Origin of the sequence: Collinsella intestinalis DSM 13280 (assembly GCF_000156175.1) — a bacterium.
Classification (GTDB): domain Bacteria; phylum Actinomycetota; class Coriobacteriia; order Coriobacteriales; family Coriobacteriaceae; genus Collinsella; species Collinsella intestinalis.
In genome coordinates, this window is the sequence record NZ_GG692710.1 from 883,189 (window position 1) to 906,352 (window position 23,164).

Annotated in this window: 21 protein-coding genes and 2 tRNA genes; 6 read left to right on the forward strand and 17 right to left on the reverse strand. The window is 64.0% G+C overall.

Annotation, left to right across the window (positions count from 1 at the left end; genetic code table 11):
* Positions 1–11: 11 nt before the first annotated feature.
* The 17 genes from COLINT_RS04120 to COLINT_RS04200 form a co-directional block, all read right to left on the reverse strand.
* Positions 12–2,642 carry an ATP-dependent Clp protease ATP-binding subunit gene (locus COLINT_RS04120; RefSeq protein ID WP_006723117.1) on the reverse strand — a complete coding sequence of 877 codons (2,631 nt, stop codon included), beginning with the start codon at positions 2,640–2,642 and terminating at the stop codon, positions 12–14.
* Between the two features lie 218 nt (positions 2,643–2,860).
* Positions 2,861–4,318: an aminoacyl-histidine dipeptidase gene (locus COLINT_RS04125; protein ID WP_006723118.1), complete on the reverse strand. Its 1,458-nt coding sequence runs from the start codon at positions 4,316–4,318 to the stop codon at positions 2,861–2,863.
* Positions 4,319–4,649: 331 nt separating this feature from the next.
* Complete coding sequence (gene lysS / locus COLINT_RS04130; RefSeq protein ID WP_006723119.1) at positions 4,650–6,635, reverse strand: lysine--tRNA ligase; 1,986 nt, start codon at positions 6,633–6,635, stop codon at positions 4,650–4,652.
* 158 nt (positions 6,636–6,793) lie between these two features.
* Positions 6,794–7,264 (reverse strand): transcription elongation factor GreA, encoded by a 471-nt coding sequence (greA, locus tag COLINT_RS04135; RefSeq protein WP_006723120.1) that lies wholly within the window; start codon positions 7,262–7,264, stop codon positions 6,794–6,796.
* Between the two features lie 100 nt (positions 7,265–7,364).
* Positions 7,365–7,622 carry a twin-arginine translocase TatA/TatE family subunit gene (gene tatA, locus COLINT_RS04140; protein ID WP_006723121.1) on the reverse strand — a complete coding sequence of 86 codons (258 nt, stop codon included), beginning with the start codon at positions 7,620–7,622 and terminating at the stop codon, positions 7,365–7,367.
* 200 nt (positions 7,623–7,822) lie between these two features.
* Positions 7,823–7,899: transfer RNA gene (locus COLINT_RS04145), tRNA-Pro, on the reverse strand.
* Positions 7,900–7,935: 36 nt separating this feature from the next.
* A complete protein-coding gene (gene ispE / locus COLINT_RS04150) occupies positions 7,936–8,889 on the reverse strand; it encodes a 4-(cytidine 5'-diphospho)-2-C-methyl-D-erythritol kinase (RefSeq protein WP_006723122.1) in 954 nt (317 codons plus the stop codon).
* A complete protein-coding gene (locus tag COLINT_RS04155) occupies positions 8,890–9,186 on the reverse strand; it encodes a Veg family protein (RefSeq protein WP_039910343.1) in 297 nt (98 codons plus the stop codon). It abuts the gene before it with no gap.
* Positions 9,187–9,532: 346 nt separating this feature from the next.
* Positions 9,533–9,979 carry a D-aminoacyl-tRNA deacylase gene (gene dtd, locus COLINT_RS04160; RefSeq protein ID WP_006723124.1) on the reverse strand — a complete coding sequence of 149 codons (447 nt, stop codon included), beginning with the start codon at positions 9,977–9,979 and terminating at the stop codon, positions 9,533–9,535.
* A 3-nt stretch (positions 9,980–9,982) separates the two neighbouring features.
* Positions 9,983–10,645: an RdgB/HAM1 family non-canonical purine NTP pyrophosphatase gene (rdgB, locus tag COLINT_RS04165; RefSeq protein WP_006723125.1), complete on the reverse strand. Its 663-nt coding sequence runs from the start codon at positions 10,643–10,645 to the stop codon at positions 9,983–9,985.
* A 138-nt stretch (positions 10,646–10,783) separates the two neighbouring features.
* On the reverse strand, positions 10,784–11,518 hold the full coding sequence (gene rph, locus COLINT_RS04170) for a ribonuclease PH (RefSeq protein ID WP_006723126.1): 735 nt from the start codon (positions 11,516–11,518) through the stop codon (positions 10,784–10,786).
* Between the two features lie 134 nt (positions 11,519–11,652).
* The gene (gene murI, locus COLINT_RS04175) at positions 11,653–12,531 is read right to left on the reverse strand and encodes a glutamate racemase (RefSeq protein WP_156780322.1); all 879 of its coding nucleotides are present in this window, start codon (positions 12,529–12,531) and stop codon (positions 11,653–11,655) included.
* Positions 12,532–12,558: 27 nt separating this feature from the next.
* Positions 12,559–13,482 carry an HAD family hydrolase gene (locus COLINT_RS04180; protein WP_006723128.1) on the reverse strand — a complete coding sequence of 308 codons (924 nt, stop codon included), beginning with the start codon at positions 13,480–13,482 and terminating at the stop codon, positions 12,559–12,561.
* Between the two features lie 51 nt (positions 13,483–13,533).
* Positions 13,534–14,217 (reverse strand): hypothetical protein, encoded by a 684-nt coding sequence (locus COLINT_RS04185; RefSeq protein WP_006723129.1) that lies wholly within the window; start codon positions 14,215–14,217, stop codon positions 13,534–13,536.
* A 6-nt stretch (positions 14,218–14,223) separates the two neighbouring features.
* Positions 14,224–14,799 carry a hypothetical protein gene (locus COLINT_RS04190; protein ID WP_006723130.1) on the reverse strand — a complete coding sequence of 192 codons (576 nt, stop codon included), beginning with the start codon at positions 14,797–14,799 and terminating at the stop codon, positions 14,224–14,226.
* A gap of 240 nt (positions 14,800–15,039) precedes the next feature.
* Positions 15,040–15,115: transfer RNA gene (locus COLINT_RS04195), tRNA-Val, on the reverse strand.
* A 301-nt stretch (positions 15,116–15,416) separates the two neighbouring features.
* Positions 15,417–16,631, reverse strand: coding sequence for an iron-containing alcohol dehydrogenase (locus tag COLINT_RS04200; RefSeq protein ID WP_006723131.1), 1,215 nt, complete (start codon positions 16,629–16,631; stop codon positions 15,417–15,419).
* Positions 16,632–16,903: 272 nt separating this feature from the next.
* Here COLINT_RS04200 and COLINT_RS04205 point away from each other — a divergent pair, with 272 nt between their 5' ends.
* The 6 genes from COLINT_RS04205 to COLINT_RS04230 all read left to right on the forward strand — a co-directional run bounded on the left by COLINT_RS04205 (position 16,904) and on the right by COLINT_RS04230 (position 23,115).
* Positions 16,904–17,320: a NusG domain II-containing protein gene (locus COLINT_RS04205; protein WP_006723133.1), complete on the forward strand. Its 417-nt coding sequence runs from the start codon at positions 16,904–16,906 to the stop codon at positions 17,318–17,320.
* 150 nt (positions 17,321–17,470) lie between these two features.
* On the forward strand, positions 17,471–18,553 hold the full coding sequence (locus COLINT_RS04210; protein ID WP_006723134.1) for a hypothetical protein: 1,083 nt from the start codon (positions 17,471–17,473) through the stop codon (positions 18,551–18,553).
* On the forward strand, positions 18,553–19,578 hold the full coding sequence (locus tag COLINT_RS04215) for a hypothetical protein (RefSeq protein ID WP_006723135.1): 1,026 nt from the start codon (positions 18,553–18,555) through the stop codon (positions 19,576–19,578). The genes COLINT_RS04210 and COLINT_RS04215 overlap by 1 nt, the downstream gene beginning before the upstream one ends.
* 54 nt (positions 19,579–19,632) lie before the next feature.
* Positions 19,633–20,085, forward strand: coding sequence for an FKBP-type peptidyl-prolyl cis-trans isomerase (locus COLINT_RS04220; protein WP_039910345.1), 453 nt, complete (start codon positions 19,633–19,635; stop codon positions 20,083–20,085).
* A 1-nt stretch (position 20,086) separates the two neighbouring features.
* The gene (locus COLINT_RS04225) at positions 20,087–20,884 is read left to right on the forward strand and encodes a 4Fe-4S binding protein (RefSeq protein ID WP_006723137.1); all 798 of its coding nucleotides are present in this window, start codon (positions 20,087–20,089) and stop codon (positions 20,882–20,884) included.
* A 23-nt stretch (positions 20,885–20,907) separates the two neighbouring features.
* Complete coding sequence (locus tag COLINT_RS04230) at positions 20,908–23,115, forward strand: MurT ligase domain-containing protein (RefSeq protein WP_006723138.1); 2,208 nt, start codon at positions 20,908–20,910, stop codon at positions 23,113–23,115.
* The last annotated feature ends 49 nt before the right edge of the window (positions 23,116–23,164 follow it).

A 23,164-nucleotide genomic window follows, 5' to 3' on the forward strand; every position in this document is an offset into this window, starting at 1 on the left:
GCGCCGATGACTCAGTGCGCGCCGGCGCCCGATTGGATAAGTCCACCGGAGGTGCTTGCGGTGCGCGGAGCGCTCGTGGAGCGGCGCGGCGCCGAGGCGTCAAAACCCGCACCGAGCTCACCGGTCGCGCGAGGAGCGGGGATTTCGCCGGCAACATGGGTGAACACGAGTTCACCGTCGGCAAGGTCGCACTGAACCGTATCGCCCGCGGACCACTCGCCCGCCAGCAGCTCCTCGGACAGCGGGTCCTCAATGAGGCGCTGGATGGCACGGCGCAGCGGACGAGCGCCATTGGTAAGGTCGGTGCCCTCGCGCACGATCTTGTCGAGTGCGGCGTCGGTCAGCACGATATTCATCCCGTTGGCAATCAGACGCTGACGCAGGTCGTCGACGAGCAGCTCGGCGATGCGTGTGAGGCTCTCACCGGCGAGCTTCTGGAACACCACGATATCGTCCACGCGGTTGATGAACTCGGGGCGGAACAGGCGCTTGAGCTCCCCCATCGCACGTCCGCGAATCTCGTCGGCGGTAAGACCGGCCTCGCCCGTGGTGCCAAAGCCCACGCTCGAATCCTGTGCGATCTCGCGGGCTCCCACGTTGCTCGTCATGATGACAACCGTGTTGCGGAAATCAACGGTCTTGCCCTGGCTGTCGGTCAGGCGGCCCTCGTCGAGCACCTGCAGCAAGATGTTGAAGATGTCGGGGTGCGCCTTCTCGATCTCGTCGAACAGCACCACCGAGTACGGATTGCGGCGCACGGCCTTGGTGAGCTGGCCGCCCTCCTCATGCCCCACGTAGCCCGGGGGCGAACCGATGAGCTTGGAGACCTCGTACTGGCTGCCGAACTCGGACATGTCAAAGCTGATAAGCGCATCTTTGCTGCCGAACAGGTACTCGGCGAGCGTCTTGGCGAGCTCGGTCTTGCCGGTGCCCGTGGGGCCCAAAAAGATGAAGGAGCCGCCGGGACGACGGGGGTCCTTGAGCGGGCTGCGGCTGCGCCGGATCGCCTTCGCGACGGCAGCGACCGCCTCGTCCTGCCCGATGATACGCGTCTTGAGCGCGTTCTCGCAGGCGAGCAGGCGACGGCTCTCGTCCTCCGTGAGCGACGAGACGGGCACGCCCGAGGTCACCGAGACGATGTCGGCGATCTGGGGCACATCGATGACGACCGGGCTCGCGTCGAGCTCGGCGTTCCAGGCGGCGCGGGCCTCGCCCAGGGCGATTTCGGCGGTCTGCTGCTGTTCCTTGGCCTCGGCGGCGCGGTTCATGTCGTCCGCGGCGCTCGCCTCCTCGACGGCGGCCTTGAGCTCGACCACGCGGGCCTCGGCCTCGCGCACGGGCTCGGGCGCCTTGTTGCGCGCGATGCGAGCGCGGGCACCGGCCTCGTCGATGAGGTCGATCGCCTTGTCGGGCAGGAAGCGGTCCTGGATATAGCGGGCCGAAAGACTCGCCGCCGCCTCAAGGGCCGCCTGCGTGTAACGGACGTGGTGGTGCTCCTCATATTTGGGAGCGAGCTTGGCAAGGATCGCCACGGTGTCGGACGCGCTCGGCTCATCCACGTCGATAGCCTGGAAGCGGCGCTCGAACGCCGGATCCTTTGCCAGGTACTTACGGAACTCCTCGGCGGTGGTGGCACCGATGATCTGGAAGGCGCCGCGTGCGAGGACCGGCTTGAGCATGGAGCTCGCGTCGATTGAGCCCTCCGCGGAGCCCGCGCCGATCAGCGTGTGCATCTCATCGATGAACAAGATGATGTCGTCGGCCTCGGTGGCCTCCGCTATCACACTCTTCAGGCGCTCCTCGAACTCGCCGCGATACTTTGCACCGGCCACCAGCCCGGGCAGGTCGAGCGTCCAGATGTTTTGGCCCATGAGGTTCTCGGGGACGTTGCCGGCGGAGATCTCCTGCGCCAGCCCCTCGACGATGGCGGTCTTGCCCACACCGGGGTCACCCAGGATGAGCGGGTTGTTCTTGGTACGACGAGAAAGGATCTCCATCATGCGGGAGATCTCCTTCTCTCGGCCGATGACCGGATCGAGCTTGCCCTCGCGCGCCTCCTGCGTGAGGTTGGTGCCGAACTGCGCGAGCACGCTCTCCGGCTTGCCACCGGCCTGGCCCTGCGCTCCGCCGCCGAAAAACGGCAGGCCCGCACCCGGACGACCGGAGCCGGCGCCCGCCAGGGGACGCTGCTTGCCCTGGTCCTTGGCCGTGAGCTTCTCCACGGCGCCGCGGACGCTCGCGCCCGAGACGCCCAGGCGGCGCAGGATGTCCACAGCCAGGCCGTTGCCCTCGCTCACGATGGCGAGCAGCAGGTGCTCCGTGGAGACATAGGTCTGGTTGTTCTCGCGCGCCAGACGGAAGCTCTTCTCCATCACCGAGATGACGAGCGGCGTGAATGCAAGCTTGGCGTCCTCGGGCTCAGGCTCCGAAGGTGCGGCCTTATGGATCTCGTTCAGCTGCTCGAGGATGTCGTCGTACGTGATCTCGAGATCGCGCAGCGCCTCGGCCGCCACGCCCTCTTGCTCCTTGGCCAGGGCGAGCAGCAAATGCTCGGTGCCGACCTTGGAGGTCTTGAGCGCTCGAGCCTCCTCTTTCGCAAGCGACATGACCTTGCGCGCTCGATCGGTGAATCGGTCCAACATGCGTCTACCTCGTTTATGCTCGTGGCGTGTTATCGAAAAACGTGTACCCAATGGCGCACCATGATAACCGATTGAGGTCAAAACGCGACAGCTGACGCAAGGGACAGCACCGCTGCTCGTGCCCATATCCAATAAGGCCCGCAGCGAACTTCATCGCTACGGGCCTTTCGCATCCCTAGGGAAGACGGCTCAATTTGTACCTGTCCCCAATTGAGACGTTAGGCGGCGAGGCGCTTGAGCACGTCGACGAGCAGGGTATAGAAGCGCTCGGAGGAGGCGAGCTCCATGGACTCATCGGGCGTGTGAACATCCTTCAGGGTCGGACCGACGGCGATGGCGTCCAGGCCGTCGAGGGCCTCGGCGAACAGGCCGCACTCAAGGCCGGCGTGGATGGACTCGATGCGGAGCTCGGTGTCGAACAGCTCGCGGTAGCTCTCGAGGAAGACGTCACGCACCGGGGAGTGCTCGGCGTAGCTCCAGCCCGGGTACTCGTACTCGAACTTGGCGTCGAAGCCCAGCACGTCGGCGAGCGTCTGCAGGCGGTCCTTGAACTCCTCCTGCAGGGAGGTGATGGAGGAACGCGGAGACAGCAGGATCTTGGCCTCGTCGTCGGACGTGGCGACAACGCCGATGTTGGAGGAGACGTCAACGGCACCGTCGGCCGCCAGGTTGCGACGCATCACGCCGTTGGGGGCGAGGCGGATGGCACGCACGAAAGCCAGCGCGGTGTCCTCGTTGATGGCCTCGACCTCGGCATCGTCGGCGATCGCGAGGGTGCAGGTGAAGCCGGGGTCGTAGGTCTCGAGCTCCGCGGCGACCTTCGCGGCGATCTCGCGGGCGAGCTCGGCGCCCGCCTCGGCGGCGGCGTGATCGGCGTAGACGAGCTCGGCCTTGCACTCGCGGTTGATGGCGTTGTCCTTGGTGCCGCCGTTGAAGCTCACGAGGGCGGGCTCGCCGGCGATCATGAGGCGCTCGACGATGCGGGCCATGATCAGGTTGCCGTTGCCGCGCTCGAGGTGAATGTCGGCGCCGGAGTGACCGCCGAGCAGGCCGGAGATCTCAAGCGTGAGCACGCTGCCGGACTTGTGCTCGCGAGTGATGGGGCGGGTGTAGGTGACAACGACGCCGCCGGCGCAGCTCACGGTGGCCACGCCCTCCTCCTCGGAGTCCAGGTTAATCATGGTACGGGCGTCGATCTGGGACTTGTCGAGGGTCTCAGCGCCCACGAGGCCGGACTCCTCGTCGGTGGTGAAGACGCACTCGATGGCCGGATGGGCCAGGGAGTCGTCATCGAGCACGGTGAGCATGAGCGCGACCGCGATGCCATTGTCGGCGCCCAGGGTGGTGCCGTTGGCGGTGAGGACCCCGTCGGTCACCACGAGGTCGATGCCGTCCTTCTCGAAGTCGTGCTCGACAGTGCCGAGCTTGTCGCACACCATGTCGATGTGACCCTGCAGCATGACGGCGGGCTTGCCCTCGGCGCCGGCGGAAGCGGCCTTCTTGATGATCACGTTGTAGACCTCGTCCTGGTAGACCCACAGGCCGCGGTCCTTGGCGAACGCCACCAGGTAATCGCTGATGCCCTTCTCGTTACCGGAGCCGCGCGGGATGGCGCTGATCTCCTCGAAGTAATGGAACAGCTTGGCGGGCTCATAGCCGGTGATCTTGTAGTCCATGGGTGCCTCCTTGGCGCATCTGGTACGGACATTAGGCATACGACTTATATATTCCCAAAGTTCAGTTGAGGAAACCAGCCCGCACTCGACGAGAGGCCCCTCGCTCACGTCCGACGGGCGAAATCGGCCCTAGACCGACCGCACCCTGCGCAGAGGGCGTCTGCAGCCGACCCCATCCCCCACCGAGACATAGCAAAAGTCACGTTTCCAAGGGCGGAAACGTGACTTTCATTTGACTTCGATCAGCGCTCGGAGGCCATTCGGCACCCAGGCCAACCTCAAGCATCCGGTGGTGACCTCAATTTAGGGACTGTCCCTAAATTGAGGTGATCTAGTAGAGCTTGGCGCCGGCGGGGATGGCATCGTCCACGATCAGAACGTTGAGGCGCTCGGGAGTCTCGTCGCCCTCGGCCTCGGCATGCACGGCGGAGATGATCATGCCGCAGCTGGGGATACCCATCATCTTGCGCGGAGGCAGGTTGGTGATGGCGATGAGCGTCTTGCCGATCAGGTCCTCCGGCTCGTAGTAGTCGTGAATACCGGAAAGGATGGTACGGTCGGTGCCGGTGCCGTCGTCCAGGGTGAAGTTCAGCAGCTTCTTGGACTTGGGAACGGCCACGCAGTCCTTGACCTTCACGGCGCGGAAGTCGCTCTTGGCAAAGGTGTCGAAGTCGACGAAATCCTCGAACAGCGGCTCGACGACCACCTTGGAGTAGTCGTTCGTGGGCTTCATGGACGTAAGGAACGGGCTCGCGGCACCCGCGGCCTCGGCCATCTGGGCGGCCTTGGCAGCAGCGGCACCGGACTTGGAACCCTTCTCGGGCTTCATGTGCGGGAACAGCAGGACGTCGCGGATGGACGTGGAGTTGGTGAGCAGCATGACCACGCGGTCGATGCCGATGCCGATGCCACCCGCGGGAGGCATGCCGTACTCGAGCGCGCGCACGTAGTCCTCGTCGTACTCCATGGCCTCGTCGTCGCCGCCGGCCTTCTCCTCCATCTGCGCGGCGAAGCGCTCGGCCTGATCGACCGGGTCATTGAGCTCGGAGAACGCGTTGGCGTACTCGTGCGCGGCGATGAAGAGCTCGAAGCGGTGCGTGAGGCGCGGGTCGTCCTCGTGGCGCTTGGCCAGCGGGGAGACCTCGACGGGGTAGTCCACGACGAAGGTCGGGTTGATGAGGATGGCCTCGCCAAGCTCGTCGAACAGCTCGGCGATGAGCTTGCCGGCGGTCCACTCGGGCTTGTACTCGATGTCATGCTCGTCGCAGGCGGCGCGAAGCTCCTCGACGGGCGTATCGATGGTGATGGTGCGGCCCAGAACCTCGGAGACGACGTCGGTCATGGGGCGAGACGGCCACGGGGAGAACAGGTCGATGGCCTGACCCTGGTAATCGATCATGCCCTCCAGCCCGATGGCACGCGCGGCGGCCTTGATGACGCCCTCGGCGAGCTCCTTCATGCCCTCGAGGTCGGAGTAGGCGCGATAGGCCTCCATGGTGGTGAACTCGGGGTTGTGGGTGAGGTCCATGCCCTCGTTGCGGAAGATACGGCCGATCTCGAACACGCGCTCATAGCCGCCCACGAGCAGGCGCTTGAGGTGCAGCTCGGTGGCGATGCGCAGGTAGTTCTCCTGGTTGAGCGCGTTGAAGTGCGTGATGAACGGCTTGGCCGTGGCGCCACCCTGAATGGACTGTAGGATGGGGGTCTCGACCTCCATGTAGCCGTTGTCCTCCATGTAGCGGCGGAAGGCAGAGACGATAGCGGAGCGCTTGCGGAAGGTCTCACGCACGTCCTCGTTCACGATGAGGTCGACGTAACGCTGGCGATAGCGGGTCTCCTTATCGGAGAGGCCGTGGAACTTCTCGGGCAGCGGGCGGACCGCCTTGGAGAGCAGCTGGGCAGTTCGCGGAGCGATGGAGAGCTCGCCGCGCTTGGTGCGCGTCATCTGGCCGGTCGCCTGGACGATATCGCCGAGGTCGAGCTCCTTCAGAACCTCCCAGGACTCCTCCTCCACATCGTTCACGCGGCAGAAGAGCTGGATGTCGGCGGACGGATCGCGCACGACGATGAACATGATCTTGCCCTGACCACGCTTGGCCACGACGCGACCGCCGATGGTGACGGTCTCGGGGGCGACCTCCTCGTTGGCGAGATGCTCATAACGATCGAGCAGGTCGGCGGCGTGATCGGTCACGGAAGAACGCTCCGGGTAGGGATTCTTGCCGGCGGCGTACAGGGCGGCGCGGTCGGCGAGGCGACGGGCGCGCTCGTCGTTCAGGATGTTGGCGGGCTCGGCGGCTTCGAGGTTCTCGGCCATCTCGGTGACTCCTCTCGTGGTGCCGGACCGTGGCCCGGCTGTTCTTCGACACGGCAATCGCTCATCAAGCGTACCGCGAAGGGGCTTCAAACGAAAACCGCCCCCTGGCGCCATGCGGCGTCAAGGAGCGGAGTTGCGCGCTAGGATTCGAACGAACCCTAGCGCGAGATCTTGGCAATGGTGTAGACGCGCGTCTTGCCGTTTGCAAGCACAACCTCGACGCTCTCGCCCTCACCGTGACCGATGATGGCACGACCGACCGGGGACTCGTTGGAGATCTTGTGCTCGAGAACGTTGGTCTCGGTGGTACCGACGATGGTGAAATCGGAGGCCTCGCCCTCGCCGTCGATCAGCGTGACGACGCTGCCGATGGAGACGATCATGCTGGAGCCGGCAACGGCATCCTGAGCGTTGGCCAGGGTGGCGCGGATCTCGGCGATGCGGGCGGCATTGCGAGCCTGATCCTCCTTGGCGGCATCGTACTCGGCGTTCTCGGAAAGGTCGCCGAATGCACGGGCCTCTTTGATGTGCTCGACAATCTCACGGCTCTTCTCGCCCTCGAGATACGCGAGCTCCTCCTCGAGCTTCTTGCGGCCCTCGGCAGTCAGTACGATCTGGCTTACGTCCATGCGACGATCCCCTCTTAGCGTGTGCGTGCAGAAATAACAGCAAAGCGACCGGCGAACCCTGGCGGGTCAACCGGCCGCGATCAACCCTTGTGTACGCGGGTTACTCGGCGTCCTTGGCGGCCGCGGCTTCCTTCTTGGCCTTGGCCTCGGCAAGCTGAGCCTCGAGCTGGGCGACCTCGTCGTCCTCCTCGACGACCTCGGCCTCCTCGGCCTGCTGCTCGCCGTCACCGGACATGCCCTCACGGATGTTCTTGACCGTCTTGCCCAGAGACTTGCCGAGCTTCGGCAGGTTCTTGGGGCCGAAGATCAGCAGGGCGACGATGAGGATGACAACCCACTCAAAACCTTTAGGGAACATACCATTTCCTCCAGAAACTTTCCGTTTGGCGTGACATGCGCGATATGCGCCGCGCGCTAGCTCGAAAGAGTATAACCCGCCATCACGGCTCTGCACAACATTTGACAATTCTACACGGGCAACGGGCCCGTTCGGTTAAGAGTCGGTAAGCGGTTTAAACGCAAAAAAGGGCCGCCCGAAGACGACCCTTTGCAATGCAATGGTCGGGTTGACTGGATTTGAACCAGCGACCCCCGCGTCCCGAACGCGGTGCTCTACCAAGCTGAGCCACAACCCGAAGCTCGGTTATAGTATCAGAAGATTTCTTCCAATGCTAGCCCACAGCGATAAAAGGTCCACTTTTTTCCATCTTCGCAGCTTGGGCCCACCATCCATGCTCCTTCATGGCGGCAATGCCGATCTTTTCGGCCGCCATCTGCGTTTTGCAAACGGCAAAAACAGTGGCACCGGATCCGCAGACATCGACGGCGCGGACGTCTGGCTGCTCGCGCAGCCAATCGAGAATCTCGCCGATTTCGGGGCACAGCTCGCGCGCCACCGGGGCGAGATTGTTCGAGACGTGTGAGAAAACGGCATCCTCGTCGTGGGCGCGCATGGCGTCGAGCATGGGCTCGAGCTCGCCCGCGGGCTGTGGGCTCTCGTCGAAACGGCGATAGGCCTCGACGGTGGAGACACCGCCCGTCATGGGCTTGACCAGCGCGACCGGGGTGCCGGTGAGAGGTCGGAACATCTCGCGCATCGTATCGCCGCGACCATCGAGGTGCGCTGGCGGGCCGTAAAGGAAGAACGGAACGTCTGCGCCGATCGAGCGCGCCACCGCGTCGATGCGCTCATCGCGCGGATCGACGCCCCAGTACCGGCAGATGCCCATGATGGTTGCGGCGGCATCGGTGGACGGGCCGCCCAGGCCGGCGCGGATGGGGATGTGCTTATCGATGAGGATCGCGAAATTCGGCTCGCGGCCAAAGGCCTCCCCCATCGCGACGGCGGCCTTATAGGCGCTGTTGCTCTCCTGCGGGAAATCGGCCTCCGGGACCGTCTTGACCATGAGGCGATCGGACGGCGCGATGGCGAGGGTATCGGCGATGTCCAACGTCGTCATGACCGTGTCGACACCGTGGTAGCCCTCCTCATCCGTCTGCTCATGAACGCCCAGATAGAGGTTGATCTTCGCCGGGGCGGTGATGAGCATGAAACGGCCCTGGGGAGCCTCGGCGCGGACGCCCGCCGCGCGAAGCGGGTCGAACGCGGGGTTCGGCGCCGGCATTTAGTGCTCCTCGAGCTGCGTGCCGAGCGGGGTGAAGATATGCTCGCCGGTCTCGGGGTCGAACAGCTCGACGGTGCCGGTCAGAACGTCGACGTACTGATACGACTGACGGGACTTGCGGCCGCGACGCTCATCGACCTCGATGATGAAGACGGCAGGATGCACATTCTTGATGATGCCCATGCGCTCGATGACGCGGGTGCGGCCCATGTTGGCCTTGACCTTCACGCGGTCGCCCACCATCCCGGACAGCTTCTCCTGGATCTCCTCGACGTGATTGACTTCCATCTCTTCCATGCTATGGCCTCCAGCAGGGCGCCGTATAGACAGAATGCGCCCAAGATAGACAAACGCGTTGGAGTATAGCAGGGAGACGAGGTCTTTCTCAAGGCCGCATCGGACATGGGCCCAGCGCATGGGCGTGCGCCCAGGATTGACTATGCCCGAGGATGGGGATTGCCTATGCCGAGGGCGGATTGCCCACAACCGGCAAAAGACTGCCTATGCCTCTTTGAGAATCGCCTATGGACTTCTTCCAATTGGGGACCGCGGACAGGAAAAATTCCATAGGCAATCTCGGAGGCAGCCACAGGCGATAGCGAGCAACCGCCACAGCGGCTCGGATGTCGGCTCGTTATTCGAGCTAGAGTTCGTCGGTGTCGAGGACGATGGTGAAAGGTCCGTCGTTCACAAGCTCGACCTGCATATCGGCACCAAAACGGCCCGTCTGGACACGTCCCACGTCGGCACGGACGAGGTCGACGAAGTACTCATATAGCTCGGTGGCCTGCGCCGGTGGCGCGGCCTCGACAAAGGAGGGGCGGCGGCCCTTCCTGCAATTGGCGAACAGCGTGAACTGAGAGACCACCAGAACCTCGCCGTCCACATCGGGAAGCGAGAGGTTCGTCTTCCCCTCCTCGTCATCGTTGATGCGCAGGGCGAAGATCTTGCCCCAGAGCTTATCCGCCTCAGCCCGGGTATCGGCATGGCCGACGCCGAGCAAAATCAGATACCCGGCGCCGATCTTACCCACGACGTCCCCGGCGATTGTCACGCTCGCGCGCTCAACGCGCTGAATGACGGCGCGCATGGGTTAGCACTCCTGCGCCTGAGCGCCGCCCACAGTCGTGAGCTGAGCAGACAGGTCTTCGAGCGCATGGAAGCGATGGCTGATGGCGTTCTTCTCCTCGGGCGTGAGCTCGGCCATGGTCTTGCCGGGCGTATCGGTGGGCAGGAACAACGGGTCATAGCCAAAGCCGAAGCTCCCGCGCCCCTCGCGCGCGATCATGCCCTCGCAGGCCCCCGTGCCCGTGAGGACGCAGCCTGCGGCGTCGATGAGCGCCACGACGCTCATGAAGCGCGCCGTACGATCGGCGTCCGCTACCTCCTGCATCTTGTCGAGGAGCTTGGCGTTGTTGGCCTCGTCATCACCATGGGTGCCGGCGTAGCGCGCAGAGTAAACGCCGGGCTCACCGTTGAGCGCGTCCACCACCAGGCCGGAATCGTCGGCGATGGCCGCCAGGCCCGTCGCCGCGACGGCGGCCTCGGCCTTGATGATCGCGTTCTCGACAAACGTGGTGCCGTTCTCCTCGGGGTCTTCGAAATCTCCCAGCTGGCCGAGCGCCACAAACCGAACGTCGGGCAAGACCTGGCTCAAGATCGCCTCGATCTCGGTCAGCTTATGCGCGTTGCCCGTGGCGACCACGATGGTGCGCTTGGGGTCCAGTGTCTCGATGTCGATCTTCTCAAGTGCCATAAGGGGCCTTCCTCTCGATGTGTAATGGGGGACGGGCGCAAACTGCACACCCGCTGCGACCCACGCGGGCTGAAAGCGGGCCGCCTCGCCGATGTGTAAAACGTACCCGTCCCCAAATGCACATCGGCAGAAAACCCGCTAATCGCGGAAAGCAGTAACCTCGTTTTGCAGGTCGATGAGCTGCTTGATGCCGAGCTCACCGAGGTCGAGCAAGCGGTTCAAGCGGGCGCGGTCGAACGGCGTCTGCTCACCGGTGCCCTGAATCTCGATGATCTCGCCAGCATCCGTGGCGACGAGGTTCATGTCCACCTCGGCGTGGCTGTCCTCTGAGTAGTCGAGGTCGAGCAGCTCGCAACCGTCCACCAGACCCATGGAGACGGCGGCGACCTGGCCGGTGAGCGGCAGGCGGGCGATCTTGCCGGCCTCAACCCAGGCCATGAGCGCGTCGTGCAGGGCAACCCATGCGCCGGTGATGCTCGCCGTACGGGTCCCGCCATCAGCCTGGATGACATCGCAATCCACGGTGACCGTGTGCTCACCCAGGGACTTCATGTTCACAACGGTGCGCAAGCTGCGACCGATCAGGCGCTCGATCTCCATGGAGCGGCCCTTGCGGTTGTTCGTCTCACGGCGCGTACGGCGATTGGTCGAAGCGGGCAACATGGCATATTCCGCGGTGACCCAGCCCTGATGGCTCGCCTTGCGCCAGCCGGGCACACCCTCCTCGATGGTGGCGGCGCACAGCACCTTGGTGTCGCCGAACTCGACCAAGCAAGAGCCCAAGGCGTGCTTCATCACGTCGCGGGTGAGGTTGACCGTGCGCATCTGGTTTGCCGCGCGACCATTGGCGCGGTCGATCATCATATGTTCCATGGAACGTGTTCCTTTCAGAAGTGGTATTGAACGCCGGGCGGCCCAGCTTCTCGTCCGCGGTCCCCACGGGCGATTGGGGCCTGCCCTCGAGATGAGAAAAACGAGCAATTGGGGGACAGGCACCAATTGAGACGTTACAGACCGCGAAGCTCGTCGAGTGAGATGTGCTCGATGCTCTTGAGTGGCTGCCCGAAGATGAAGCTGCCCGCAGCAGCGAACTCGGCGATGTTATCCGAGGTCGTGGCAAAGCGGTGCTCCGGCTGCGCCGTCTGAGGGGCGAGAAGGTCACGACGGCTCAAAATGTCCTCGAGCTCACGCGTCGTCTCCTCCGCCGAGGACACCACACGCACATCGGGACCGAGTGCATGGCGAATCGGACCGGCCAGCAAGGGGAAATGCGTACAGCCGAGCACCACGGTGTCCACCTGCGCACCGCCGCTGATGATGGGCGCGAGCGTGCGCTCGACCTCTACGCGATTCTCGAGCGTGTCGAAGATGTCCCCATTTTGCAGCCAGCGCTCCTGCAGGTGGGCGCCAGTAGCGAGCTCATGCTCGACGATCTCGACAAAACTTGGGGCGGGACATCCGTACACATCCACACCCGCATCCAGATCCTGGATGGCGCGCGTGTAGGCGCCGGTTCGAACGGTGAGCGGCGTGGCGAGCACGCCGACCTTGCGCGTACGCGTGGAGTTGATGGCGGCGCGTGCGCCCGGCGCGATCACACCGATCACCGGCACGGGCAGCACCTGCTGAGCGATGCGCAGACCCGCCGCGGTGGCGGTGTTGCACGCAATCACCATGATCTTGACCTCGTGCTCGGCGAGCCACCTGCCCGCTTGCAGCACGAATGAGCGCACCTCCTCCTCGGGACGCACGCCATAGGGGCACCGCTTGGTATCTCCCACGTAGTAAATCGACTCATGCGGCAGCGAGGTGGCGATGCACCGCGCAACCGTGAGACCGCCCAATCCGGAGTCGAACACGCCGATGGGGCGCTCGCAATCTCTCATGGTTCCTCCCGTCATGCGCTTTCGCACCTATGCGCGGGCCGCCAGCAGGGCCTTCGCCATATACACCCAGCCCTCGACGATCTTGCCGCGCGTGAGGTAGACGTTATCGTTCTCAGCGATGAGCGCAGGCGTGGCGGGATCCTTGAGGGCGTTCTCCACGCACGCGAAGGTTCCCACATACGGGGCAGCCAGGAAATCGGACTCCGAGTCGCCGATGGCGAGCGTCTCGGCGCGATCGATACCGCGAAGCTCGCAAAAGCGCTCGATACCACGGCCCTTGTTGAGGCCGGCGGGCATGATATTGAACGCACGACCGGGGCCGTCCTCACCAAGCTCCAACGTGGTGGGCTTGGAGACATGGGTCAGGTAGCCGTTGTTGCCCCACACCAGGCCGAGGCCGGCGACGTCGATCATCGCCTGGGCCTCCTCATCGGGCACCTCGCCGCGCATGCCGACCGTGACCTCTCGGTATTTGATGCCGTTTGCCATGTCGTTGTGATACTCGATACGGCCGGGCCAGCGGTCGATGATGCCCTGGCAGACGCCCGCTTGCTCAATCACCTGATGCGGGGTGAGACCGCAATCGGGGTCGTAGGGCATGTCCCCGGTGAAGTACTCCCACTTGTTTGCCTTGAGGTCGAGCATGAGCAGGCCGCCCATCTCGCCGATGTAGGAGTTGAAGCCCAGGATGCGCGAATCCTCGTGCATCATCACACGAGCGCGGCCGGAGCACGGAATGATCTCGATGCCGGCGCGCTTGAGAGCCACTATGGCCTCAACGAGTGCGGTGCTCGGGTTGCCCTCGTTATCCGAGAGGGCGCACGAGCCGGGCGCCAGCATGGTGGCGTCCAAGTCGGTGAAGACGTACTTCACACGGCCGAGTTGTTCGCGCAGCTCGCCTGTGGGCTCGGCGGGAAGGACGGGGTAGTTCGAGAGGTCGAAGTCGCTCATAGCAGCCTTTCTCGCGATGCAGGTTCGTCCTCACCATCATAAACAAAACGATCAGCGCGAGGTGAGCAAGCCGAGTTCCTCCGCACGGCCGCGATAAAACTCGAGGTTTATAGGCCCTCCCGCGAGCGCGGCACACGAATCGAGAGCAGCGATGGCAAGATCCGAGGACGATTCGAAATTGCCGTGCGTGGCGAGTTCACGAAGGGCGCAGTCGAAATACGTTACATCCCTGCTCGCAGGCATTCCGTCGACGACCACCCTCAAACTGGCATCGTCTGCAAGCATGCGACGCCATATCTCACGCATACGAGAGGCGTCGAGTGGGCAGGCGCTCGCGAGAAGCTCCCGCATTGCAGCACCGGCTGCATCGATATCCTGTAATACCCCTTCCGCATCGACTTCGATATGCGAAATCGGCACACCTTGCGGCGCCAACGACGCTACATAGTATTCCCCCAGCACATCAGACGGCTTTCCCGTGGACCACAGCCTCAGCTCGTCCGCAGCCTCAACGCGCAATGGGAATTCCCGAGAGCTGCGCTCGCAAAGAAATGACGGATCGACATGGAGCCTGCTCAGCTCCCTGCTGCGCACATCGAAGCTCATGTCGGCAAGGGACCCGAATGTCAAATCATCGCAAAGCAACTCTACATGAGGCAAATCGAGCCGAAACACGTTTTTAGCGAGCTTCAGCGCCGCATACGCATTCCCATCAAAACAAACATCCACGCGCATATCGACTCACGCAAAAAAGGTCTTTGATCCACTGTAGTAAGAATCAATTCCGTTAAGCAGATAGGACTTAAAATGCCAGCTCACATCATATGAATGTCCGGGGTTAATGGGTGTGTTCCCATCATAGTAATAATTTAACGTAGAGCCCGCCTGAGGCTGATAGTAGTTGATCGCCTCGCCAAAAGCTCCCCCTGTTGTCAGATCATCCACTCGAAGCTCTCCGTCAGTTACACCCTTTATGACCAAGCAAGAACCCAAAGGTCTACTTAATCCTATGAACAGATCGATATACTGGCGAGAATTACGGTGCACGCGATATGCCCTCACGTTCGCAAGTGCCTTGTCGGCACAGGCGTATGGAGTTCCGATATCCTCTTCCAGCGAAACGCCATACTGATAAACAGAAAAAAGCAGTTCCGCATCTTCGGGAATTACATCGGAAGCCTCTTGCCCAATCGTGACATCATTCGAAAGCGAAATAACTTCTTCTACCGGGCTGCCTGAGGCAAACATCGGAAATGGAAGTACGCCGAGTCCAATCAACAGAAAGGATAGCAAAACCAGCGAAAACCGCTTAAACATAGCGACGCCCCTTTTTGTTAACGTGTACGTTACTTGCAGATTAGCAGCGATATTTGATTCTTTCGGCCCGAATCGTCGAATGGTAGATATGTAACCGTGCACGGCGCGCTGCATTCATGGCGAGATCACATCGGCCCGATTATCCCGCCGCTTCCTCAGCTCCGCACCCCGGACGGGGCTCGAATCCGCACACGATAAACAAAAACGCGAGGGCGACACGGCCCTCGCGTTCACATTCCTTGGTGGGCGATGAGGGATTCGAACCCCCAGCCTTGTGCGTGTAAAGCACCTGCGCTAACCGTTGCGCCAATCGCCCGCGGGAGCAAAGTATAGCGGAATTCCCGCGCCCGGCCCTCTCTCCCCAGCGAGATATAACCAAAAACACCAAATCGATGCCCATGCCGTGACTTTGGTTATACCTCGAGGCCAGACGGCCCAGCCGGGGCTCCGCGGCGACCCAATACAAGAGAAGCCCGATGGCAACCGAGGGCCATCGGGCTTCCGAGTGACAAGCCGCTTCGAGCAATCGATGCAGCCCCAGAGCGTCACCGGGGCGGCAAGAGCGTCACCGGGGCGGCAAGAGCGTCACCGGGGGCGGCTAGAACGTCACCGGGTTATTAGAACGTGACCGGAGTATCCGTGTAGACGCACTCGAGCAGCTGCTCCATCTCCTCCTGCGTCGGGATACGCGGGTTGGAGCCGGTGCAGGCGTCGAGGATGGCGTTGGCGGCAACGTCGGCCTTCTTGGCCTCAAACTCCTCGTAGTCGATGATCGACTCGTCGGCCTTCACGCCGGACTTGCCGTAGTTCTTGATACCCTGCGGAATGTCGAGGGCGTCGTTGAGGTCGCGAATCTTCTGGACCAGGGCCTCGACGAGCTCGTCTTCGGTCTCACCGGCGAGGTGCAAAACGTCCTTGGCGATAAAGGCGTAGCGGCTCTTGGCGCGCTCGTCACGGGCATTGAACTGAATGACCTTGCCGAGATACATGGCGTTGGCGCAGCCGTGGATGATGTGATCGCCGGTGAAGGCAGCGCCGGTCTTGTGGGCCATGGAGTGGACGATGCCGAGCAGGCCGCTCGAGAAGGCGATGCCGGCGATGCACTGGGCGTCGTGCATGTGGGCGCGGGCCTCATGGTCGCCCTGATAGGACTTGGGCAGCCACTCGACGATCTCGCGGATGGCATGCAGCGCGTTGCCGTCGGTGTACATGGAGCCGGCGGTGGAGACGTAGGCCTCGATGGCGTGGGTCAGCGCGTCCATACCGGTGTGAGCGCAGAGCTTAGCGGGCATGGTGTAGGTGAGCTCGGGGTCGACGATGGCGACGTCGGGCGTGATGTTGAAGTCGGCCAGCGGGTACTTGATGCCCTTCTCGTAGTCGGTGATGACGGAGAACGCGGTGACCTCGGTCGCAGTGCCGGAGGTAGAGGCGATGGCGCAGAAGTGGGCCTTGCGGCGGAGCTCCGGGAAGGAGAAGGGTACGACGGCCTGCTCGAAGGTCTCCTCGGGATACTCGTAGAACAGCCACATGGCCTTGGCGGCGTCGATGGGCGAGCCGCCGCCGATGCCGATGATCCAATCGGGCTGGAAGGCCTCCATGGCCTTGGCGCCCTTCATAACCGTCTCGACGGACGGGTCGGACTCAACGCCCTCAAAGATTTCAACCTCGAAACCAGCCTCCTTGAGGTCGGCCTCAACGTCCTGCAGGAAACCGCCGCGGCGCATCGAGCCGCCACCGGTCACGATCATGGCGCGCTCGCCCTTGAGGTTCTTGACCTCATGACGGGCACCCTCACCGAAGTACAGATCACGCGGATTGGTAAAACGTCCCATTGCGTACCTCCCAAGTCGCGGGTCACCCCGCATTCACGCGCGGAACCCCCTTTTTGGCTCCGCGTAAGGACCGTATTCGGGTGCGGGCGGATTGCTCGGCCTTCGATGATGTATCGTTTTATCATCGGGTGGCAACGTACCCGCAGACGTGCATATTGTATCGCTCCGCGCCCCGGTCAACCGCACTCACCCGTGTGGGCCATCTCGGGCGCAGCCAATCAAAAGACCTGGTACCATGGGTGACTGGACTACGCGACCCGGAAGAAGAACACGTGAAACACCGCCTCAAAACCGGCGATTTATGCCTGATAGCCGCGCTTTTGCTCGCTCTTGTGGGCGGGGGCGCATGGTGGCTCATAAACTACGCGAACGGTAGGAATACGTCGGCGAACGGACTGGTCGTCGTCACCCAATCCAAAGACGGCTTCCGCCGCGTCGACGAGCTCGCGCGCGACGCTACCTTCACCGTCGAGACGAACGGCGCCGGCAGCGGGCGAGATGCCGACGGCGGCGAGAACGTCATCTCGATCTCGGAGGGTCGCGCCGAGGTGAAAAGCGCCAACTGCGGCAACCAGGTCTGCGTCGAGCACGCGCCCATCTCACAGGCCGGCGAGCAGATCGTATGTCTTCCCCACGGGCTGGTCGTTGAAGTTGTTGCGGAAGAATCGGACGCCGCCGCCCTACGGTAGTCTCCCCGCCCTTCAATCGGTAAACTAAAAGGTCATCGAGACGCGCCGCGCAACGATCGCGGCCGCCTCATCACGCGGCGACACGCCGCCGAACCACCTGCATCGACGCGCCCTCGGGCGCGCATTCATACCGTATCGACTAGGAGCGACATGGCATTCGACCCCGTCCAAGAGGACTGCCTGCGGCTCATCCTCGCCGCCATGGAGCGCGAAGGCGCCGACCCCGCGAGCGACGCCGCTTTCATCGAGCGCGCCAGCGAGGCCTACCGCCTCGACCCGGCAACCCTCATCCATACCGATCGGGACCGATCGTTCCACCTCGTCGCCATGGCGACCGAGCTCGCAGATTACCGCGCACCCTTCGCCCCCTCCGAGGCAGAGGCCGAGCAGCTGTTCTCCCAAGCTGAGGATTACCTGCGCGAGGCCGTCGAGCTCGACCCTCGGAATTGGGACGCGCAGCGCATGCTCGCAACCATGCGCTCCATCTCCGACGATGCGCTCATCGACTATCTCATCGAAAACCTCCCCGCCGTTGAGGATGACCTGAAAACGCTCATCGAAAGTGCTGCTAACCCCTATGAGCAGGAATTCGCCCACGACCTCGGTCGCCGCGCGCATCAGCGCTGGCTCGCCGCGCTCGCCTCGCGCCTGCTCATCGCCGGCCGTTATCGCATGGCGCTCTCCTATGCCGAACGCGCCCTCGAGGCCAATCCGCTCGACCTGGCTGGCGCGCGGCACACCGGTATGCTCGCACTGGGCAAGCTCGAGGTCGAGGCCGATGAGCTCAGGCGCTTTCGCTCACGCCACGCCGCAGCCTACCAAGACCGTGCATCCTCCCGCACGGGGCGCCTCGGCGGCCATCGGCCCGACGCATGGTCCCTCATCACCGAGATGAGCCTCGCCTACCGCGCCTTCGACTTCGACCGTGCCACCGCGCTGCTTCAGGCCCTCATGCGCTCCTACCCCCATCCCGCCCAAGCACTCTACCTCCAGGCCGAGTTCCCCGACGGTGTGTTTTCGCGCGTGCACGTGCAGCCCGGCAGCGACGACGAGCTGATACTTGCCCTCTCTGAAGCGACGCCCCTGCTCCAAGAAGGCATGGGCACGCCCGACGCCGCCAGCTTCGCCATCTGGGTCGCCGAGCATGAGCTGGTTCAGGCCGCACTCACCGACCAAGATCGCGCCATGATCGCCCAGGCCGAGGGCGGCGGCCCAATCGGAGGTACACGCTGATGGACCCGCGTATCTATGTTCCCGCATACCTGGAACGACTCTATATCCAAGAACACCCCGGCTTGACGGAGGGCGCACGCGAGCTCGTGCGCGAGCAAATCGCCGCCGAACCCGAGCGCTACGCCGCAAACGTGCATGCGCAGGCGCTGCTGTCCTACTCCCGCGTACACGGAGAACTCACCGACGGGCTCCTGCGCATGGAGGGCCTCCCCGACGACGAGTTCGAGCACGGCCGTGGCGAGCTGTTCTCCCAAGCGCGCGAGCAGCTCGCCAACATCATCGCCGAGGACCCCACCTGCCTGGACGCCCGACTCGTCTCCATCCAGCTCGCCGAAGTCCCCCTCGACGCCTGCCTCTCCGACATGCTCAAGCTCGAGCGCGAGGCACGCGAGATGATCATCTCAACGCATCCCGGCTTCGATCCGGACGTCGACGGTCTCTGGGCACCTGAGGCGCTGGCAGACGGAACGAGCGCGAGCGAGCTCACCGCCTCCGACCCCGACCTGATCGGCTGGCTCCACATCCTGGAGGCGCTCGCCCAGGGATCCATCTTCACCGCCCGCTACCGGTCGGCTGCCAATTATGCCCGAACCGTCATGCGCGCAAAGGGCTTTCCCAATTACGCCGTTGGCACGTTGCTGCTCGTCCTCGCACGCCTTGAGGACGAGGACGCGTTCTTCCAAGCCGTGCAGGAGGCGGGTCCGGACGTCGAAGATCTCCCCTGGTTCGGCCTCGGCCGCACGTTGCTGCTCTACAAGCTCGGTCAGACCCGCAGCGCTCGTCGCGCCCTCAGGGATTTCGCCACGCGCTGCGATGGCGGCGCCTTCTTCCTGCTGAACCCCACCTACCACGACCCGTACCTGCCCGTGCGACCGCCCGCGCGCGAGACGTGGGATCTTGCCCACCAGGCCGTGTGGGAGGCCGACGGCATCATCGCCGACACACCCGATTTCACCCTGTGGGCGGAAGGCGTCGACGGCGTGCGCGCCGCAGCCGACGACTTCGCCCGCCGCTATGGCTTTTAGATCGCAAGCGCATGATAGGCTTGCCTCGTGACCATCGACCCTGAAAGGATCACCGTGACCGACTTCTCCCTCAAGCACCGCGTGACGGTGCACTACACCGGCTCCTTTGAGGACGGTGAGGTGTTTGACACCACCATCGGCCGCACCCCCCTCACCTACGTGGAGGGCAACCACGAGGTCGTGCCCGGATTCGAGATCGCCGTACTCGGCATGGAGCCGGGCGAGAAGAAGACCGTGCGCCTCGAGCCCAAGGACGCCTACGGCGAGCACGACCCGCGTCTGCTCTATACGATGCCCACCATCGAGATCCCCAACTACGAGGACCTCATCCCGGGCCAGCTCATCTACCTCATGAACGACGAGGGCTACCAACAACTCGCCCGCGTGATCCGCGTGGCGGACGATGCCGACACACTGTTCGACTTCAACCACCCCATGGCCGGCCACACGCTCACCTTCGAGCTCGAGCTGCTGAGCCGCGAGCCCTACACCGGCGAGGAGGCATAGGATGAGCACGGAGAACCAGACCCTGCACGGCGTGTCCTGCCCCGGCTGTCCGCACCGCGCCGCCTACGTCGCCTGCAAGGAGACCCTGGGTCGCGGTCGCGGGCGAGTCATCTGCGGCAACGCCGGCTGCGCAAACGTCGGCCCCATGCACCCCGCCGCCACCGCCTGTCCCGGCGGCGAGGAGGCGCTGCTCGACCGTTACAAGGTCGCGGTGCCGACAGGCGGGACGTCGGAGGAACCGGCGTGCGAGGCGGTCATCCATTTCATCCCCGATGTCGACCTTGCGGCGGAGAACGCCGCCGAAGCGCTTCACGCGCTGCCTGCCGAGGGACACGTCACCGTCCTCGCCGTGCTCGCCTCGAGCGCAGAGTTCCTCACGGTCGATGCGCTTGAAGCGCTCGCCGCACGCGCCCTCGAACTCGGATGCGACGACGCGGCGATCGTCGACCCCTTTGACAGCCAGAAGAGCTCGGACGTGCTCCATGGGGCCCTTGCGCGGCCCGGCGTCCATGCCGTCGTGTTCGCCTCCCCCTGTGCCCAGCTGCAGCGCGGCGAGTTCCAGGCCGAGCCCGTCGAGATCGACCAGTACGCATGCACGAGCTGCCATCGCTGTCAGCAAATCACCGGCTGCCCCGCCATCGCGTTCACGCCGCCGATCTTCCGCATCGACCGCGATGCCTGCGCCGGATGCGACCTGTGCGTCGAATACTGCCGCACCAACGTCATCTACTCCCCGCGCAGCCGCATGACGCCCGAGCAGCGCAGCCGCGCACGCTACGCCGCCGCCAACCAGCAATAGGCACCATCACGACAGGAGCTCCCATGAGCATCACCTCCAACATCGCCACCACGGCCGCCGGCATCGCCCGCTGGGGCCTCCGCTCCGTCCTGCACCGCAGCGGCGGCGCCCTGCCCGGCAAAATCGGCCTGGCGATCGATCCGGAGCTCATCGCCCACCTCGCCGACCTGCTCGACGCGAGCGTCGTCGTCACCGGCACCAACGGAAAGACCACCACGACCAACCTCATCGCCGACACCGTTGCCGCAAGCGGCCTCACCTGCGTGTGCAACCGCGCGGGAAACAACATGGAGACCGGCATCACGGGCGCGCTGCTCGAGGCCAGCTCCGAGCGCCGTCGCACTGCGGGCACCGTGCGCGTAGGCGTGTTCGAATGCGACGAGCTCTACACGGTCCGCGTGCTCCCGCGCCTCAAGCCCACGCACTTCGTACTGCTCAACCTGTTCCGCGACCAGCTTGACCGCTACGGCGAGATCGACCACACGCAAGACGCGATCGCCAGCGCCCTGGCCTCCTCGCCCGAGACCATCCTCATCTTCAACGCCGACGATCCCCTGTGCACCGCCATCGCCGACCGCGTGCCCAACCCACGCGTGGCGTTCGGCATCCAGGGAGCCACAGGAACTGAGACATCACGTATGGCCGAGTCGCGCTTTTGTGCCAAGTGCAATGCGGCGCTCGAATACGAATACCTGCAGTATGGCCAGCTCGGCGCCTACCGATGCCCCGCATGCGGCTGGGAGCGCCCCGAACTCGAGGCGTGGACGCACGACGTCACCCTCTCCGGAGACGGCTACTCGTTCTGCCTGCATCTGCCGGGCAACACGGCGGACCCCGCCCGTGAGCTCGCCCTTACCACCGCCTACAACGGCTTGTACATGGTGTACAACATCATGGCCGCCTGCACCGCTGCCTGCGCCCTGGGCGCCGACCCCTCGCGCTTCCAGGACGTGCTCGATGCCTACGTCCCCACGGGCGGGCGCATGACGCGTTGGCGGGCCATGGGCCGCACGGCGGCGAGCGATCTCGCCAAGAACCCGGTCGGCTTCGACCGCCAAATTCAGCAGATCAAAGCCTCGAACGGCCGTCTCATGGCCTTTTTCCTGAACGATGCCGAAGCCGACGGTCGCGATGTCTCCTGGATTTGGGACGTCGACTTCGAGTGTCTCGCCGAAACTCCGGGGATTCGCGCCTTTGTGGGCGGCTCGCGTGCCAACGACCTACAGGTCCGCCTCAAATACGCCGACATTGACACCCAGATTGTGGAAAGCGTCGAACAGGCACTCGCATCCGTCACCGACGAACCCGCCGGAGATGTTCTCTTCGCTGTCGCCAACTACACGGCGTTCCCGCCTGTTGTAGCCGACCTCAAACGCCTGAGCTCGGAAGATACGGGCATCACGGCGCCCCAGGCCGACCAGACCGCGCACGGCGAGCAGGCAGCGGTTGCCACAGGCGATGAGCTTCCCGCACCCGCCGTCCTCGACCGACCGCTTCGCATCGTCCACCTCTACCCAGATGCCCTGAACCTGTATGGAGATGGCGGCAATGCCATGGTCGTCGAACGGCGCTGCGCATGGCGCGGCATCCCCGCCAAAATCGACAACGTTCACATGGGCGATGAGCTCGACCTCGCAACCGCCGACATCATCTTGATCGGCGGCGGCGCCGACCGCGACCAGCTCGCCGTCGCCCATGAGCTGCGTTCGCGGCGCGACGAGCTCAGCGCCTACGTCGAGGACGACGGCGTCATGCTCGCCATCTGCGGTAGCTACCAACTCCTCGGCCGCTCCTACTACATGGGTGATGACAAGATCGAAGGCCTGGGCATCATCGCAGCCGACACCGTCCGCGGCGACGGGCGCCTGACCGGCAACGTCGCGGTCAAAACCGAGCTTTCGAGCGACCCATTCGTCGGCTTTGAAAACCACGGCGGCCGCACGTTCCTCGACGAGTGCGAGCACACGCTGGGCGTCTCGACGGTTCCCGGTACGGGCAACAACGGCAAGGACGGGCTCGAAGGCTGCCTGCATCGCAACCTGATCGGTACCTACCTGCACGGTCCCGCGCTCTCCAAGAACCCCGACCTCGCCGACTGGCTCATCGAACGAGCGCTCGAACGCCGCCACTCCGCCGGCGACGCACAGGCAGAAGCCCTGTTGCCGCTGTCCCCGCTCAATGACGATCGCGAGCTCTCGGCCCGCGCGGCCGCAATGAAGCTGCTGCCCTAAGAGACGCTCGGCACCACCGCCCGCGCGATGCCTCGATATGAACGCAATC

Excerpts from the sequence above, each read along its gene's own strand:
- lysS (WP_006723119.1), bottom strand. The coding sequence starts at position 6,635 with ATGGCCGAGAACCTCGAAGCCGCCGAGCCCGCCAACATCCTGAACGAC.
- COLINT_RS04225 (WP_006723137.1), top strand. The coding sequence starts at position 20,087 with ATGAGCACGGAGAACCAGACCCTGCACGGCGTGTCCTGCCCCGGCTGT.
- rph (WP_006723126.1), bottom strand. The coding sequence starts at position 11,518 with ATGGAACATATGATGATCGACCGCGCCAATGGTCGCGCGGCAAACCAG.
- COLINT_RS04120 (WP_006723117.1), bottom strand. The coding sequence starts at position 2,642 with ATGTTGGACCGATTCACCGATCGAGCGCGCAAGGTCATGTCGCTTGCG.
- COLINT_RS04185 (WP_006723129.1), bottom strand. The coding sequence starts at position 14,217 with ATGCGCGTGGATGTTTGTTTTGATGGGAATGCGTATGCGGCGCTGAAG.
- COLINT_RS04180 (WP_006723128.1), bottom strand. The coding sequence starts at position 13,482 with ATGAGCGACTTCGACCTCTCGAACTACCCCGTCCTTCCCGCCGAGCCC.
- COLINT_RS04200 (WP_006723131.1), bottom strand. The coding sequence starts at position 16,631 with ATGGGACGTTTTACCAATCCGCGTGATCTGTACTTCGGTGAGGGTGCC.
- murI (WP_156780322.1), bottom strand. The coding sequence starts at position 12,531 with ATGAGAGATTGCGAGCGCCCCATCGGCGTGTTCGACTCCGGATTGGGC.
- COLINT_RS04230 (WP_006723138.1), top strand. The coding sequence starts at position 20,908 with ATGAGCATCACCTCCAACATCGCCACCACGGCCGCCGGCATCGCCCGC.
- dtd (WP_006723124.1), bottom strand. The coding sequence starts at position 9,979 with ATGCGCGCCGTCATTCAGCGCGTTGAGCGCGCGAGCGTGACAATCGCC.
- COLINT_RS04210 (WP_006723134.1), top strand. The coding sequence starts at position 17,471 with ATGGCATTCGACCCCGTCCAAGAGGACTGCCTGCGGCTCATCCTCGCC.
- greA (WP_006723120.1), bottom strand. The coding sequence starts at position 7,264 with ATGGACGTAAGCCAGATCGTACTGACTGCCGAGGGCCGCAAGAAGCTC.
- COLINT_RS04155 (WP_039910343.1), bottom strand. The coding sequence starts at position 9,186 with ATGGAAGAGATGGAAGTCAATCACGTCGAGGAGATCCAGGAGAAGCTG.
- COLINT_RS04190 (WP_006723130.1), bottom strand. The coding sequence starts at position 14,799 with ATGTTTAAGCGGTTTTCGCTGGTTTTGCTATCCTTTCTGTTGATTGGA.
- rdgB (WP_006723125.1), bottom strand. The coding sequence starts at position 10,645 with ATGGCACTTGAGAAGATCGACATCGAGACACTGGACCCCAAGCGCACC.
- tatA (WP_006723121.1), bottom strand. The coding sequence starts at position 7,622 with ATGTTCCCTAAAGGTTTTGAGTGGGTTGTCATCCTCATCGTCGCCCTG.
- COLINT_RS04215 (WP_006723135.1), top strand. The coding sequence starts at position 18,553 with ATGGACCCGCGTATCTATGTTCCCGCATACCTGGAACGACTCTATATC.
- COLINT_RS04125 (WP_006723118.1), bottom strand. The coding sequence starts at position 4,318 with ATGGACTACAAGATCACCGGCTATGAGCCCGCCAAGCTGTTCCATTAC.
- ispE (WP_006723122.1), bottom strand. The coding sequence starts at position 8,889 with ATGCCGGCGCCGAACCCCGCGTTCGACCCGCTTCGCGCGGCGGGCGTC.